Raw genomic sequence first — 12,701 nt, forward strand, 5'->3', positions numbered from 1 at the left:
GGTTCAGGCCGTGCTGCGACACGCCGCGGTTTCGCCATCGAGGGGGGCGTCGGCGGTGCGCAGGGAGAATGTTTGTTTGACGTCGACGCCGTTCTTGATGGCCGTCATTTCCGCGAGAATCGCGACGGCGATCTCGGCTGGCGTGCGTGCGCCCAGGTGCATGCCGACCGGGCCATGCAGCCGGTCGATTTCCGCCGAACTCAGATCAAACAGCGACAGTCGCTCGCGGCGTCGTGCGTTGTTCACGCGCGAGCCGATCGCGCCGATGTAGAACGCGGGCGACTTGAGCGCTTCGAGTAGGGCCATGTCGTCGAGCTTGGGATCGTGCGTGAGGGTGAGCACGGCGCTGTGCGAGTCGAGCTGCAAGCGCACGATCAGGTCGTCCGGCATCTCGCGCGAGAGTTCGGTGCCCGCCACTTGCCACCCATCCGCATATTCGCTTCGGGGGTCGCAGACGATCACCTGATAGTCGAGCGCGCACGCCATGCTCGCCACGTACTTCGAGAGTTGCCCGGCACCGATCACCACCAGTCGATGGCGTGGGCCGTGCGAGGTGATAAGACGCACGCCGTCGAATTCGAGCGACGGCGTGTGATGTCCGGGCGCGACGCGCACTGCCCCGGAGGTCATGTCGAGTTCGCGCACGACGAGTCGGAATCGCGCGATGGCGTCGAGCAGTTCCGGAAGGCGCGAGGCGTCGCGCACCGGCTCGAGCACCAGTTGCAGGGTGCCGCCGCATGGCAGCCCGAAGCGATGCGCTTGTTCGGCCGTCACGCCGTAGCTGGTGAGTTGCGGGCGATCGTGCGGCCAGTCGGCATCTCGAATGCGGGCGATGAGGTCGTCTTCGACGCAGCCGCCCGACACGGAGCCGACCAGGTGGCCATCCTCGCGAATCGCGAGCATCGAGCCCACCGGGCGCGGAGCGGAGCCCCACGTGCGTACCACCGTGCACAGCGTGACGAAAAAGCCCGCACGGCTCCACTGCACGGCAGACTTCAGCACTTCCAGATCGACACTGTCCATAGCACGGTTCCTTGGCCATTACGCGAGTGGCAGCCCATCGGCCAAGGCGTGGGCCGTCGTCAATTTGCCGCTCGATGTGATGCGCCGAGTATAGCGCGCCTTGGCTTGCGCTGTACTCCACGGGATCTGGCGCATTGCCCTGCCTTTTCGTCACCTCGCGACGCGTCGCAGCGGCGCGCTAACGCGGGGGAACTCGTGTCACAATAGTTCGCGTTTCGAGGGAACGCCGCAATACCGACGAGCGATCACATGGCGTTTGGGGAGGGGGCAATGGAGCTACATGACAGACGGCAATTGCCGGTGGCGCGAGACCTCGCATGGATCGCGCTGAACGACCCGGGCATCTTGCGTGGGTGCATTCCGGGCTGCGAGTCGATCGAGCGGATCGACGACACGACATGGACGATCGTCGTGGGGGTGGCATCGGGGCCGCTGGTCGGTCGCTGGACAGGCAGGATCACGATGACCGATGTGATGGCGCCCACGTCGTACACCTTGAATTTCGATGGCCTGGGTTCTGCCGCCGGACACACCGAAGGCAAGGCCACCGTCACGTTGCAGGCGCACGGGCCGATACACACATTGCTCACGTATGACCTCACCGCGCGTGTCGGTGCCGAGTCCGCGCATCTGGACACACCTCAGGCAGAAGCCGCGGCCCACAAGCTTGTCGACGAATGCCTCGCGCGTCTGACTGCTGCGATTGCACCGCACGTCGCGACCTACCCGCCGATTGCTGCCGACGGCGAAGTGGCCGCCGCGCTCGCGACGGATGCGGCGCTGCGCGATACGCCGGCCACGCCTGGCCTGCTGGCGCGCTGGTGGCCGTGGATTGTGGCGGCGTTGATTCTGATCGTCGTCCTGCTGTGGGGCAGCCATGCCAGTTGAGCGTCGTCGAGGCAAAGGCGGCACGCAGCTTACGCCGTTCGCGCAGAACTTCGCGGCGCACTCCGACACGCTGCTCAACCAAATCGGGTTGCTGCTCGACGCCCACGTGCCGACCTTCGACGCGTTTCTCAAAGGCGGCGAGGCGCAGGATCCGGATGTCGCGCGGGTACCGTCGCATCGCCCGTGATGCCGGACCCGTCCGAATATCACGAAAACGTTATTTTTCTGTGAGGACTTCGTCACCGGCCTGACGTGACACTGGCTCCATCGACGCCAACCCAGCGATGGAGGTTCCCATGTCCCCCTTGGCAAAGTCCTTGCCGCCCGCCGCTCAGCCCCCCGGGCGAGCCGGTCCGGTCCAGCCTGGCTGGCTGCGCGTTACCCACTGGCTGAACGTGCTGGCGGTGCTCACGATGGTCACGAGCGGCTGGCGTATCTACAACGCGTCGCCGATTTTCGGCTTTCGCATTCCCAATGAGATCACGCTGGGCGGCTGGCTTGGCGGCGCGCTGCGGTGGCATTTTGCCGCGATGTGGCTGCTGGCGGCCAACGGGCTGGTCTATCTGCTCGTGAATGTCGCGAGCGGACGGCTGTCGCGCCGCTTCTTCCCATTGACGTTGCGCGGCATGTTGCGCGATGCGTTCGCCGCACTGCGCGGGCGTCTCGCGCACGACGATCCTCATCAATACAACCAGGTCCAGCGTGCCGCGTATCTGTTCGCGGTACTCGATCTCGTCTTGCTCGTGGCGTCGGGACTCGCGATCTGGAAGCCCGTGCAGCTCGGTTGGCTGTGTGCGTTGTTCGGGGGATTCCAGGGCGCGCGCTGGGTACATTTCTTCGCGATGGCGGGCCTCATGGCGTTTGTCGCGATCCATGTCGTGATGGTGGCGCTGGTACCGCGCACGTTGCGCACGATGATTACCGGACGCTGAGCGCGTCGGCGACAAGACACGGAGCTGCCATGACCTTCGATCGAAAGCCCAGCCACCTTCCCCCCGACGCGCCGGTCGTGCGTGACGGCGAAGCGATTCTCCATGAGGCGCGTGCGTTGATGACACGACGCGTGACCGAACCCTCCCGCCGGGCCTTCCTGACGCGGACGCTGTCGCTCGGTGGCGTGGCACTGCTCTCGGGCTGTTCGCTCGATGACAACGCGGGTGTCGCGTCGGCGCTCGACACGATCTCGCGGTGGAACGATCGGGTGCAGGCCGCCCTGTTTCGCCAGGACGTGCTGGCGCCGACGTTCCCGGCATCGCGCATCACGCGGCCGTTCCCGTTCAATGCGTACTATTCGATGGACGAAGCTCCCGTCGTCGAGGAAAGCGATTACCGTCTGGAATTGTCCGGCCTCATCGCGGACAAGGCCCCCTGGCGGCTCGACGCATTGCGTCGTTTCGCCGCCCCGCGCGCGGCGGAACAAATCACGCGCCATGTGTGCGTGGAGGGCTGGAGCGCCATCGGCCGCTGGGGTGGCGTGACCTTCGCCGATTTTCTGCGCCACATCGGCGCGGACACCACGGCACGCTACGTCGGCTTCAAATGCGCCGACGACTACTACACGAGCATCGACATGCCGACGGCGTTGCATCCGCAGACGCTGCTCGCGCTGACCTATGACGGCCAGACGCTGCCACGGGAGTACGGCTTTCCGATGAAGCTTCGGATTCCAACGAAGCTCGGCTACAAGAATCCCAAGCATATCCGCGCGATTTTCGTGACCAACACGTATCCGGGCGGGTACTGGGAGGACCAGGGCTACAACTGGTTCGGCGGCAGTTGACGCAACCGCGCGACTGCATGATGGACGGGGCGCTGGCACGGCGTTTCGGCAGGACTCACTCACATTTCGAGGACTACGGCAATGAAAATGCGATACCTGGCAGTCATGATGATGGGATTGGCGCTCGGCACCGGTGCGGCATTCGCGCAGGACGCGATGAGCAAGGGCGACGCGATGTCCAAAGGCGGCGCAATGAGCAAAGGCGATGCCATGAGCAAGGACATGGACAAGAGCGGGAAGATGTCCAAGGACGACGCGATGGGCAAGCACGACGCGATGTCAAAAGGCGGTGCGATGAGCAAACCCGCTGCCAAGGGCAAGATGGACAAAGGCGGCGAAATGTCCAAGGGCGGCGGGATGGGCAAATCCCAGTAAGCGAGCTGACGTAGCACGACATACCGACAAGGCGTCGCCCCGGATCTGCGTGGCGACGCCTTGCGCGTTCTGGGCGATGGCCGCGCCGCTTCATCACGTCAGCGCGTCAAGGCAACCGATTTGATGAGCAAATACACGTCGCGGCCCGTCGCCAGTTGCAGTTGATCGGCAGAGAAGCGTGTGATGCGAGCGCGCAGCACAGTCCCCGCGGTATCGCCGAGCAGCGAGGCGCTGACTTCCACCGAATCGCCCAGGTCGCGCAGCGATGCCACGCGTGCGCCCAGCACGTTCAGCACGCTGGTGTCGACTGGCCGCGATGTGGCGACGGCAACGTCGCGCTCGCGCACGAGAATCCGGCAGGCGTCCCCCGCTTCGCCACTGGCACGCGGCACTCGTAGCCGAACCGTAGCGCTGCCGTTCACGGCCAGCTCGGTCAGCCCGTAATGGGCATCGTGCGCGACGATGCGCGTCTCCAGCACCGTGCCCGGCGACTCGGCGGTACCGTCGAGCGCGTCGCGATGCACGTTGAGCACGTCCGCCGGCGCGCCTTGCGAGATCGTGCGTCCGTCCCTGAACAACACGACCTGATCGGCCAGTCGCATCACTTCGTCGAGCGAGTGTGTGACGTACAGTACAGGCAGTGCCAACTCACGACGGATGCGGTTCAGGTAGTCGAGCACCTCGAGCCGCCGCGCATGATCGAGCGAGGCGAGCGGCTCGTCCATGAGCAGCAGGCGCGGGCACGACAGCAGCGCACGTCCGATCCCCACGCGTTGCTTCTCGCCGCCGGAGAGGGCGCCCGGGCGGCGATTCAACAAGTGACCCAGGTTCAGCACGTCGACCACGTGTGCAAGCGCAATGGCGCCGGTGCCGGCGGCGGCCACGTCGCGGCGCCGCAACCAACGACCGAACAGCAGGTTCTGACGCACGGTCAGATGCGGCAACAGGCGCGCGTCCTGGAACACATAGCCGATGCGGCGACGCCATGTCGGCAGCGCGACGCCGGTGTCGCTGTCGAAGAGCACCTCGCCGCCCACGACGATGCGTCCGGCATCGGGCGTGAGCAGGCCGGACACCGCGTTGACGACCGTGCTCTTGCCGCTGCCGGACGGCCCGAACAGCGCGCTCACGCCCATGCCCGCGGCGAACTCGGCATCGAGCGCAAAATCGCCGAAGCGATGTTGGAGACGCACTTCAACCGTCATAACCGAGCGCCTTGCGATGACCGAAGCGGATCAGCACTTCGGAGACGATCAGCGTGGCGAGCGCCAGCACGACCGAGATGGCGCACAGGCGCCAGACCATGGCGTCGCCATCCGGCACCTGCGTGGCCGTGTAGATCGCCAGCGGCAGCGTCTGTGTTTGTCCGGGAATGTTCGAGACGAACGTGATCGTGGCACCGAACTCGCCCAGCGCACGCGCGAACGCGAGCACGAAGCCATGCAGAGCGCCGGTCGCGGTGAGCGGCAACGTTACCGTCAGGAAGGTGAGCCAGGGGCCTGCGCCGAGCGTCTGCGCTGCCTGCTCGAGTTTCGTGTCAGACGCTTCGAGTGCTTGCCGGATGGCGCGCACGAGCAGCGGGAAGCCCATCACGCCGGCGGCCAGCGCTGCGCCCGTCCAGCGGAACGCAAAGGTGAAGTGAAACCACTCATGCAGCCACTTGCCGATGGCGCCCTGGGTGCCGAACAGCACGAGCAGCGCGAAGCCGACGACGACCGGCGGCAGCACGAGCGGCAAGTGCAGAAGGGCATCGAGCAGCGCCTTGCCTGGGAACTGACGACGGGCGAGCAGCCATGCGGCCGCGTAGGCGAGGGGCAGGCTGCACAGCGTGCCCCACAAGCCCACGCGCAGGCTCAGCGCGATGATGCCCCATGTTTCCGGTGTGAGGCTCATGATGGACGGGGCGGGCAAGTTACGGGCGGGTGAAGCCGAAGCGCTGGAACGTGGCCTGGGCGGCCGGCGTTTGCAGGAATCGGTAGAACGGATCGGCATCGGCTCGGTTGGCCTGCTTCGTCACCGCCACCGGGTAGACGATCGGCGCATGGCTGTCGGCCGGGAACGTGCCGGCGATGCGCACGCGCTTCTCGGCGTTGGCGTCGGTCTTGTAGACGATGCCGTAGGGCGCTTCGCCGCGTGCGACCAGCAACAGCGCGCTGCGCACGTTGTCGGCGGCCGCGACCTTGCCTTGCACCTTCGACCAGAGACCGAGCTTTTCGAGGGCCGCCTTGCCGTAGAGACCCGCCGGCACGTGCGCCGGGTCGCCCATGGCGAGCTTGCCGCTGCCGAGCTTGGCGTCGATGTCGGCGGCGCCCGGCGTCAGATCGACATTGCCCGCGGTCGAGGCCGGGGCGATCAGCACCAGCGCGTTGCCGAGCAGGTTGTGACGCGTGTTCGTGTCGATCAGATCGTGCTTCTGCGCATAGTCCATCCAGTCCTGGTCGGCCGAGATGAATACATCGGCGGGGGCGCCTTTCTCGATTTGACGAGCCAGCGTCGAGCTGGCGCCGTAGACAAGCACCGGTGTCTTGCCGGTTTCCTTCGTGTAGGCGGCCGACACATCGTCGAGTGCGTTCTTCATGCTGGCGGCGGCATACACCTGCTGGGCCGCGGCGTGGCCGGCAAACAACAGGCTTGCGCCAACGGTGGCGATGCCGAGTGCGCGGTGCAACATCGTGCCGGTGTTGTTCCGGGCGTTGTTCTGGGCGTGGGACTTGAGGCGTGCGATGACGATAGTAACGACAGCTTTCACGAACGTGGTCTCCAGCATAGGTTGGCTCGGCTGACTCGGTGTTCGGCGAATGTCGCCGTGAGCCGGCTCATGAATGCAGTCCGGCCGCGAGGCCGGACGCCCGGTTGCGCAGGGTGCGCAACGCGTTATGTAGGATTATATATAACGCTGCGACGCTGTACAGGTATACGGCGTATCACGGCGCTCAGATGGCACTCATGGGGCGTGAGAGGGGGCGCCAAGGGGTGTGTGAGAGACCGCTGGGGCGCGAAAAGGTGCATGAACCGCATGAAGTGCGCGAAGCGCATGAAGCGCATGAAGCGCACAAGGCGCATGTGGCCGCGTCAGGCGGCGCTCGGCGGCGGTTCGTTGCCGGCGCGCAGCATGGCGGGGCTCGTACGCAGCATGTCGAAAAAGCCGTCGACCACGGCATCGCACTCCACGCCGAGATCGTAATCCGGCAGGAAGAGCCAGTCCGACATCATGCCGACCACGAGCGCGTGCAACATAATCGCCGCGCGGCGTGTGTCGAGTGCCTTGGGCAGTTGACCGCGCTCGATCGCGCGTTCCATGTCTCGCGTGATGCGCTGCTTGCCGTCGGCGCACGCTTCGCGCTGGCGTTCGAGCACCGACAGCATCTCGTTTGTGTATTCGCACTTGTGAAACAGGATGTCGAGCACGCGGCGACGGCGCTCGTTGCGCGCCGTCTCCCGGAGCACGAGCTTGCAGATTTCGTGCATGCGCGCCATCGGGTCACCGTCCAGCGGTTCGGTGCATTCCTCGTCGATCATGCGCTCCATCGGCAGGCGGATGCGATCCGTCATGGCGTTGAACAGATCGATCTTGTTCTTGAAGTGCCAGTAAATGGCGCCGCGGGTCAGGCCGGCGGCTTCGGCGATGTCGGCAAGCGATGTACGCGACACACCCTTCTGTGCGAACACCGTCTCGGCGGTGTCGAGCAACAGATTGCGGGTCTCGATCGCTTCCTCTTTGGTTTTGCGGGCCATCGTCGTGTCAGAGGGGCGGCGGAAATTGGCGAAATGCAATGGAATGTAACGTCAATCGCGCCGCACCTTGGTGCGACGCAATATCATTTACATACATTCATGAATGTATCTATAATAGCAGCCGCTTGCTCTATTGCACAGGGAACATTTAAGCTCCTTCGTCTAAGGGAAACACCTCACTGATTCCAGGGAGCGAATTGACCGGGGCGCACCGGGCGGCGGGCGGCAGGACTGACCTGCTCCGTTGCCGGGGTCTCCGGAGCCTGTTCGACGATCTCACATGAGTGCCAGCGTGCGCGAGGTTCGCCGCGCCGGGGATGTCTTCTTGGCCGCCTTCCGGGCCTGTCTCCGAGGATCCGCCTGTCGGTCTCCTCAGGCACTTGCCGACCCGCCTTTGCGCGCCGGAATGTCGGATGGGCCTTTGCCGCCGCAATCGTACGCAACGTAATTGTCATTTTGGTTGACCGCATTCCATTTATCGGGGGCGTATATGCACGTCAAGAGAAGTTCACTGGGGATGGTCACTGCCGTCGCACTCGCGGTGCTGACCCTGGCCGCGTGCGGCAAGAAGCCGCCGCCGCCGCAGGCCATGGTGCCGGAAGTCGGCGTCGTGACACTGCAATCCCAGAACGTCACGCTGACGACCGACCTGCCCGGACGCACCTCACCCTTCCGCGTTGCGGATGTTCGTGCGCGTGTCGACGGCATCGTGCTCAAGCGCGATTTCACCGAGGGCAGTGACGTCAAGGCAGGCCAGCGTCTGTACAAGATCGATCCGGCCACGTACCAGGCCGCGTATGAAAACGCCAAGGCAACCCTGGCGAAGGCCGTGGCGAATCAGGCGTCGACAAAGCTGCTGGCCGATCGCTACAAGCAACTCGTGGCTGTCGAAGCGGTGTCCAAGCAGGACTACGACAACGCCGTCGCCGCGTCGCTGCAGGCCGACGCCGATGTGCAGGCCGGCAAGGCGGCCGTCGACACGGCGAAGATCAACCTTGGCTACACCGACGTGCCGGCGCCGATTTCGGGCCGCACGGGGTTGTCGCAGGTCACGGAAGGCGCATATGTGCAGGCTGGGGCTGCCACGCTGATGACGACTGTGCAGCAGATCGATCCGATGTACGTGAACGTAACGCAATCGGCGGCGCAGGGGCTGCGTTTGCGCCGTGCGCTGGCCGACGGCAAGCTGCAAAGCGCGGGCAAGAATGCCGCCAAGGTCGAGCTGACGCTGGAAGACGGTACGACGTACCCGCTCGAAGGCAAGCTGCAGTTCTCCGACATCACCGTCGACCAGACGACCGGCTCGGTGACCGTGCGCGCCATCTTCCCGAACCCGAACCGCGAGTTGCTGCCCGGCATGTTCGTGCACGCGAAGCTCCAGGAAGGCGTGAAGGAAGGCGGTCTGCTCGTGCCGCAGCAGGGCGTCACGCGTGACCAGAAGGGCCAGCCGACCGCGCTGATCGTGAACAAGGAAGGCAAGGTCGAGTTGCGCCAACTGGTCACCGATCGCGCGATCGGCAACATGTGGCTGGTGAGTTCCGGTCTCGTCGCCGGCGATCAGGTGATCGTGTCGGGTCTTCAGAAGGTGCGCCCGGGCGCGCCGGCGAAGGCGGTTCCGGCGCAGTTGCCGGGGGCCGAGGCGCCTGCGGGTGCCAGCGCACCGGCCGCTGCCGCCCCCGCCTCGGGCGCCAAAGCCCAATAACGGGGAGCCTCTTTCATGGCAAAGTTTTTTATCGATCGCCCGATCTTCGCTTGGGTGATCGCGATCGTCATCATGCTGGCCGGCGCGCTTTCGATCCTGAAGCTGCCGGTCTCGCAGTATCCGCCGATCGCACCGCCGTCCGTTCAGATCACGGCCGTTTATCCGGGCGCCTCGGCGCAGACCGTGCAGGATACGGTCACGCAGGTGATCGAGCAGCAGATGAACGGTATCGACAACCTCGAATACATGTCGTCGACGTCCGACGGCTCGGGGACCGCCCAGATCACGCTGACTTTCGCGCAGGGCACGAATCCGGACATCGCGCAGGTGCAGGTGCAGAACAAGCTGCAGCTCGCCACGCCGCTGCTTCCGCAGCAGGTGCAACAGCAGGGGATCAAGGTCGCCAAGGCGACCAAGAACTTCCTGCTGGTGATCGGTGCGTATTCCGACGACGGCAAACTGAGCGACATCGACCTCGCCAACTATCTGGCCGCCAACGTGCAGGATCCGATCAGCCGTGTGAACGGTGTCGGTCAGGTCCAGCTCTTTGGCGCGCAGTACGCCATGCGCGTCTGGGTCGATCCGCAGAAGCTCAACGGCTACAACCTGACGATCCTCGATGTCTCGAGCGCCATCCAGGCGCAGAACGTGCAGGTCTCGGCCGGCGAGCTGGGCGGTGCGCCGGCGGTGAAGGGCCAGCAGCTCAACGCCACGGTGATGGCGCAGAGTCGTCTGCAGACCCCGGAGCAGTTCCGCAAGATCCTGCTCAAGGTGAACAAGGACGGCTCGCAAGTGCGCCTGGGCGATGTCGCCCGCGTGGAGCTGGGCGGCGAGTCGTACCAGGTGGTCGCGCGCTATAACGGCAAGCCGGCGGCAGGTCTCGCGGTCACGCTGGCCACGGGCGCCAACGCGCTGCAAACGGCCACCGCCGTCAAGCAGAAGGTGGCGGAACTCGCGCAGTACTTCCCGACGGGCATGAAGGCGGACTTCCCGTACGACACCACGCCGTTCGTGAAGATCTCGATCGAGGAAGTGATCAAGACCCTCATCGAAGGCATTGTGCTCGTGTTCCTCGTGATGTATCTGTTCCTGCAGAACCTGCGGGCGACGATCATCCCGACGATTGCCGTGCCGGTGGTGCTGCTCGGCACGTTCGGCATCATGGGCGCGGCGGGCTTCTCGATCAACACCTTGTCGATGTTCGGTCTGGTGCTCGCCATCGGCCTGTTGGTGGACGATGCGATCGTGGTGGTGGAAAACGTCGAGCGGGTGATGTCCGAAGAAGGGCTGAGTCCGAAGGAAGCGACGAAGAAGGCCATGGGCCAGATCGTCGGTGCGCTGGTGGGCGTGGCGCTCGTGCTCTCGGCGGTGTTCGTGCCGATGGCATTCTTCGGCGGCTCGACCGGCGCCATCTATCGCCAGTTCTCGCTGACCATCGTGGCCGCCATGGCGCTGTCGGTGCTCGTGGCCATCGTGCTCACGCCGGCGATGTGCGCCACGATCCTCAAGCCTATCAAGAAGGGCGAAGTGCATGAGAAGCGCGGCTTCTTCGGCTGGTTCAACCGCACGTTCGACAACAGCTCGAAGAAGTACCAGAGCCAGGTGGAGCGCATTCTCAAGCGCAGCACGCCGTTCGTGATCGTCTACGTGGTGATCGTGGCCGTGGTGGGCTTCCTGTTCGTGCGCATGCCAACGGCGTTCTTGCCGGACGAAGATCAGGGTTACTTCTTCAACCTCGTGCAATTGCCGCCGGGCGCGACGCAGGAGCGTACGCTCGACGTGATGAAGCAGGTCGAGAAGCACTATCTGGAGAATGAAAAGGACGCCGTGCGTTCGATTTTCACCGTGACCGGCTTCGGCTTCAACGGCCGGGGGCAGAACGTGGGTCTTGCGTTCACGATGATGAAGCCGTGGGATGAGCGCCAGTCGTCCGATCTCAAGGTGCAGTCGGTGATCGCGCGGGCGTACCGGGCGTTTGCCGGCATGAAGGACGCGATGGTCTTCGCGATCAACCCGCCGTCGGTGCCGGAACTCGGCAACGCGGGCGGTATCGACTTCGAGTTGCAGGATCGCGCGGGGCTCGGCCACGACGCGCTCATGGCCGCCCGTAACCAGTTGCTGGGGATGGCGGCGAAGAACCCGAACCTTGCGAACATGCGTCCGAACGGGCTCGACGACACGCCGCAGTACAAGGTGGACGTTGACGAAGAAAAGGCCGCGGCGTTGGGGCTGTCGATCTCCGACGTGTACAGCACGCTCTCGGCGTCGTGGGGCTCGTCGTACGTGAACGACTTCATCGACCGGGGTCGCGTGAAGAAGGTGTACGTGATGGCCGAGGCGAAGGACCGCATGCTGCCGCAGGACATCAACAAGCTCTACGTGCGCAACTCGAGCGGGGCGATGGTGCCGTTCTCGGCGTTCGCCACGGGCCAGTGGATTTACGGCTCGCCGCGTCTGGAGCGTTACAACGGCGTGCCTGCCGTGGAAATTCAGGGCATGCCGGCGCCGGGCAAATCGTCGGGCGACGCCATGAAGGCGATCGAGGAAATCGCGAAGCAACTCCCGACCGGGATCGGCCTGGAGTGGACGGGGCTGTCGTTCGAAGAGCGCATCTCCGGCTCGCAGGCGCCGGCGCTGTACGCCATCTCGATCCTGATCGTGTTCCTGTGTCTGGCGGCGTTGTACGAAAGCTGGTCGATCCCGTTCTCGGTGATTCTGGTGGTGCCGTTGGGGGTGTTGGGGGCGCTGCTCGCCGCGACCCTGCGTGGGTTGTCCAACGACGTATACTTCCAGGTGGGTCTGCTGACCACGGTGGGGCTGTCGGCGAAGAACGCAATTCTGATCGTGGAATTCGCCAAGGATCTCCAGGAGCAGGGCCGGACCCTGATGGAAGCCACGATGGAGGCGGTGCGACTGCGTCTGCGACCGATTCTGATGACATCGATGGCGTTCGTGCTCGGCGTGCTGCCGCTGGCGATCTCCAACGGCGCAGGTTCGGCGTCGCAGCACGCGATCGGTACCGGCGTGATCGGCGGTATGCTGGCGGCGACGTTCCTCGCGATCTACTACGTGCCGGTCTTCTTCGTGCTGGTGCGCAAGCGCTTCGCGCATGAGTCGCTGGACACCGTGGAGCATCCGGAAGCGCGCAAGCCGAACCCGGACGCCACCGAAGGCCCCGCCAAGGAAGGAAACTGACCC

Annotated in this window: 12 protein-coding genes; 7 read left to right on the plus strand and 5 right to left on the minus strand. The window is 64.8% G+C overall.

The window, feature by feature from the left end:
• Nucleotides 1-3: 3 nt before the first annotated feature.
• Nucleotides 4-1,023 carry an XdhC family protein gene (locus PEP31012_RS20380; RefSeq protein ID WP_150591118.1) on the minus strand — a complete coding sequence of 340 codons (1,020 nt, stop codon included), beginning with the start codon at nucleotides 1,021-1,023 and terminating at the stop codon, nucleotides 4-6.
• Between the two features lie 270 nt (nucleotides 1,024-1,293).
• On the opposite strand from PEP31012_RS20380, the gene PEP31012_RS20385 reads away from it, so the two are divergent.
• The 5 genes from PEP31012_RS20385 to PEP31012_RS20405 all read left to right on the plus strand — a co-directional run bounded on the left by PEP31012_RS20385 (nucleotide 1,294) and on the right by PEP31012_RS20405 (nucleotide 4,066).
• Nucleotides 1,294-1,911 carry an SRPBCC family protein gene (locus PEP31012_RS20385; protein WP_174978339.1) on the plus strand — a complete coding sequence of 206 codons (618 nt, stop codon included), beginning with the start codon at nucleotides 1,294-1,296 and terminating at the stop codon, nucleotides 1,909-1,911.
• The gene (locus tag PEP31012_RS20390; protein WP_150591120.1) at nucleotides 1,901-2,098 is read left to right on the plus strand and encodes a hypothetical protein; all 198 of its coding nucleotides are present in this window, start codon (nucleotides 1,901-1,903) and stop codon (nucleotides 2,096-2,098) included. Before PEP31012_RS20385 ends, PEP31012_RS20390 begins: the two co-directional genes overlap by 11 nt.
• Before the next feature lie 109 nt (nucleotides 2,099-2,207).
• Nucleotides 2,208-2,843 carry a cytochrome b/b6 domain-containing protein gene (locus PEP31012_RS20395; protein WP_150591121.1) on the plus strand — a complete coding sequence of 212 codons (636 nt, stop codon included), beginning with the start codon at nucleotides 2,208-2,210 and terminating at the stop codon, nucleotides 2,841-2,843.
• A 29-nt stretch (nucleotides 2,844-2,872) separates the two neighbouring features.
• Nucleotides 2,873-3,691, plus strand: a complete 819-nt coding sequence (locus PEP31012_RS20400; RefSeq protein WP_150591122.1) for a molybdopterin-dependent oxidoreductase — start codon at nucleotides 2,873-2,875, stop codon at nucleotides 3,689-3,691.
• An 81-nt stretch (nucleotides 3,692-3,772) separates the two neighbouring features.
• The gene (locus tag PEP31012_RS20405; RefSeq protein ID WP_246171403.1) at nucleotides 3,773-4,066 is read left to right on the plus strand and encodes a pentapeptide MXKDX repeat protein; all 294 of its coding nucleotides are present in this window, start codon (nucleotides 3,773-3,775) and stop codon (nucleotides 4,064-4,066) included.
• 98 nt (nucleotides 4,067-4,164) lie between these two features.
• On the opposite strand, the gene modC is transcribed toward PEP31012_RS20405, so the two are convergent.
• The 4 genes from modC to PEP31012_RS20425 form a co-directional block, all read right to left on the minus strand.
• Complete coding sequence (gene modC / locus PEP31012_RS20410; protein WP_150591123.1) at nucleotides 4,165-5,271, minus strand: molybdenum ABC transporter ATP-binding protein; 1,107 nt, start codon at nucleotides 5,269-5,271, stop codon at nucleotides 4,165-4,167.
• Entirely contained in the window at nucleotides 5,261-5,959 is a 699-nt protein-coding gene (gene modB, locus PEP31012_RS20415) for a molybdate ABC transporter permease subunit (RefSeq protein WP_150591124.1), read from the minus strand. Before modB ends, modC begins: the two co-directional genes overlap by 11 nt.
• A gap of 19 nt (nucleotides 5,960-5,978) precedes the next feature.
• Nucleotides 5,979-6,815, minus strand: a complete 837-nt coding sequence (modA, locus tag PEP31012_RS20420) for a molybdate ABC transporter substrate-binding protein (RefSeq protein WP_246171404.1) — start codon at nucleotides 6,813-6,815, stop codon at nucleotides 5,979-5,981.
• Nucleotides 6,816-7,138: 323 nt separating this feature from the next.
• The gene (locus PEP31012_RS20425) at nucleotides 7,139-7,801 is read right to left on the minus strand and encodes a TetR family transcriptional regulator (RefSeq protein WP_150591125.1); all 663 of its coding nucleotides are present in this window, start codon (nucleotides 7,799-7,801) and stop codon (nucleotides 7,139-7,141) included.
• Nucleotides 7,802-8,291: 490 nt separating this feature from the next.
• Here PEP31012_RS20425 and PEP31012_RS20430 point away from each other — a divergent pair, with 490 nt between their 5' ends.
• Together PEP31012_RS20430 and PEP31012_RS20435 are read left to right on the plus strand one after the other, a co-directional pair.
• Nucleotides 8,292-9,503, plus strand: a complete 1,212-nt coding sequence (locus tag PEP31012_RS20430) for an efflux RND transporter periplasmic adaptor subunit (RefSeq protein ID WP_150591126.1) — start codon at nucleotides 8,292-8,294, stop codon at nucleotides 9,501-9,503.
• A 15-nt stretch (nucleotides 9,504-9,518) separates the two neighbouring features.
• Complete coding sequence (locus PEP31012_RS20435; RefSeq protein WP_150591127.1) at nucleotides 9,519-12,698, plus strand: efflux RND transporter permease subunit; 3,180 nt, start codon at nucleotides 9,519-9,521, stop codon at nucleotides 12,696-12,698.
• Nucleotides 12,699-12,701 lie beyond the last annotated feature (3 nt).

The sequence above is a fragment of the Pandoraea eparura genome (assembly GCF_902459725.1).
Classification (GTDB): Bacteria; Pseudomonadota; Gammaproteobacteria; order Burkholderiales; family Burkholderiaceae; genus Pandoraea; species Pandoraea eparura.

Bases quoted from the DNA above. Each gene is read 5' to 3' on its own strand.
- PEP31012_RS20380 (WP_150591118.1), bottom strand. From the start codon at position 1,023: ATGGACAGTGTCGATCTGGAAGTGCTGAAGTCTGCCGTGCAGTGGAGC.
- PEP31012_RS20385 (WP_174978339.1), top strand. From the start codon at position 1,294: ATGGAGCTACATGACAGACGGCAATTGCCGGTGGCGCGAGACCTCGCA.
- PEP31012_RS20390 (WP_150591120.1), top strand. From the start codon at position 1,901: ATGCCAGTTGAGCGTCGTCGAGGCAAAGGCGGCACGCAGCTTACGCCG.
- PEP31012_RS20395 (WP_150591121.1), top strand. From the start codon at position 2,208: ATGTCCCCCTTGGCAAAGTCCTTGCCGCCCGCCGCTCAGCCCCCCGGG.
- PEP31012_RS20400 (WP_150591122.1), top strand. From the start codon at position 2,873: ATGACCTTCGATCGAAAGCCCAGCCACCTTCCCCCCGACGCGCCGGTC.
- PEP31012_RS20405 (WP_246171403.1), top strand. From the start codon at position 3,773: ATGAAAATGCGATACCTGGCAGTCATGATGATGGGATTGGCGCTCGGC.
- modC (WP_150591123.1), bottom strand. From the start codon at position 5,271: ATGACGGTTGAAGTGCGTCTCCAACATCGCTTCGGCGATTTTGCGCTC.
- modB (WP_150591124.1), bottom strand. From the start codon at position 5,959: ATGAGCCTCACACCGGAAACATGGGGCATCATCGCGCTGAGCCTGCGC.
- PEP31012_RS20425 (WP_150591125.1), bottom strand. From the start codon at position 7,801: ATGGCCCGCAAAACCAAAGAGGAAGCGATCGAGACCCGCAATCTGTTG.
- PEP31012_RS20430 (WP_150591126.1), top strand. From the start codon at position 8,292: ATGCACGTCAAGAGAAGTTCACTGGGGATGGTCACTGCCGTCGCACTC.
- PEP31012_RS20435 (WP_150591127.1), top strand. From the start codon at position 9,519: ATGGCAAAGTTTTTTATCGATCGCCCGATCTTCGCTTGGGTGATCGCG.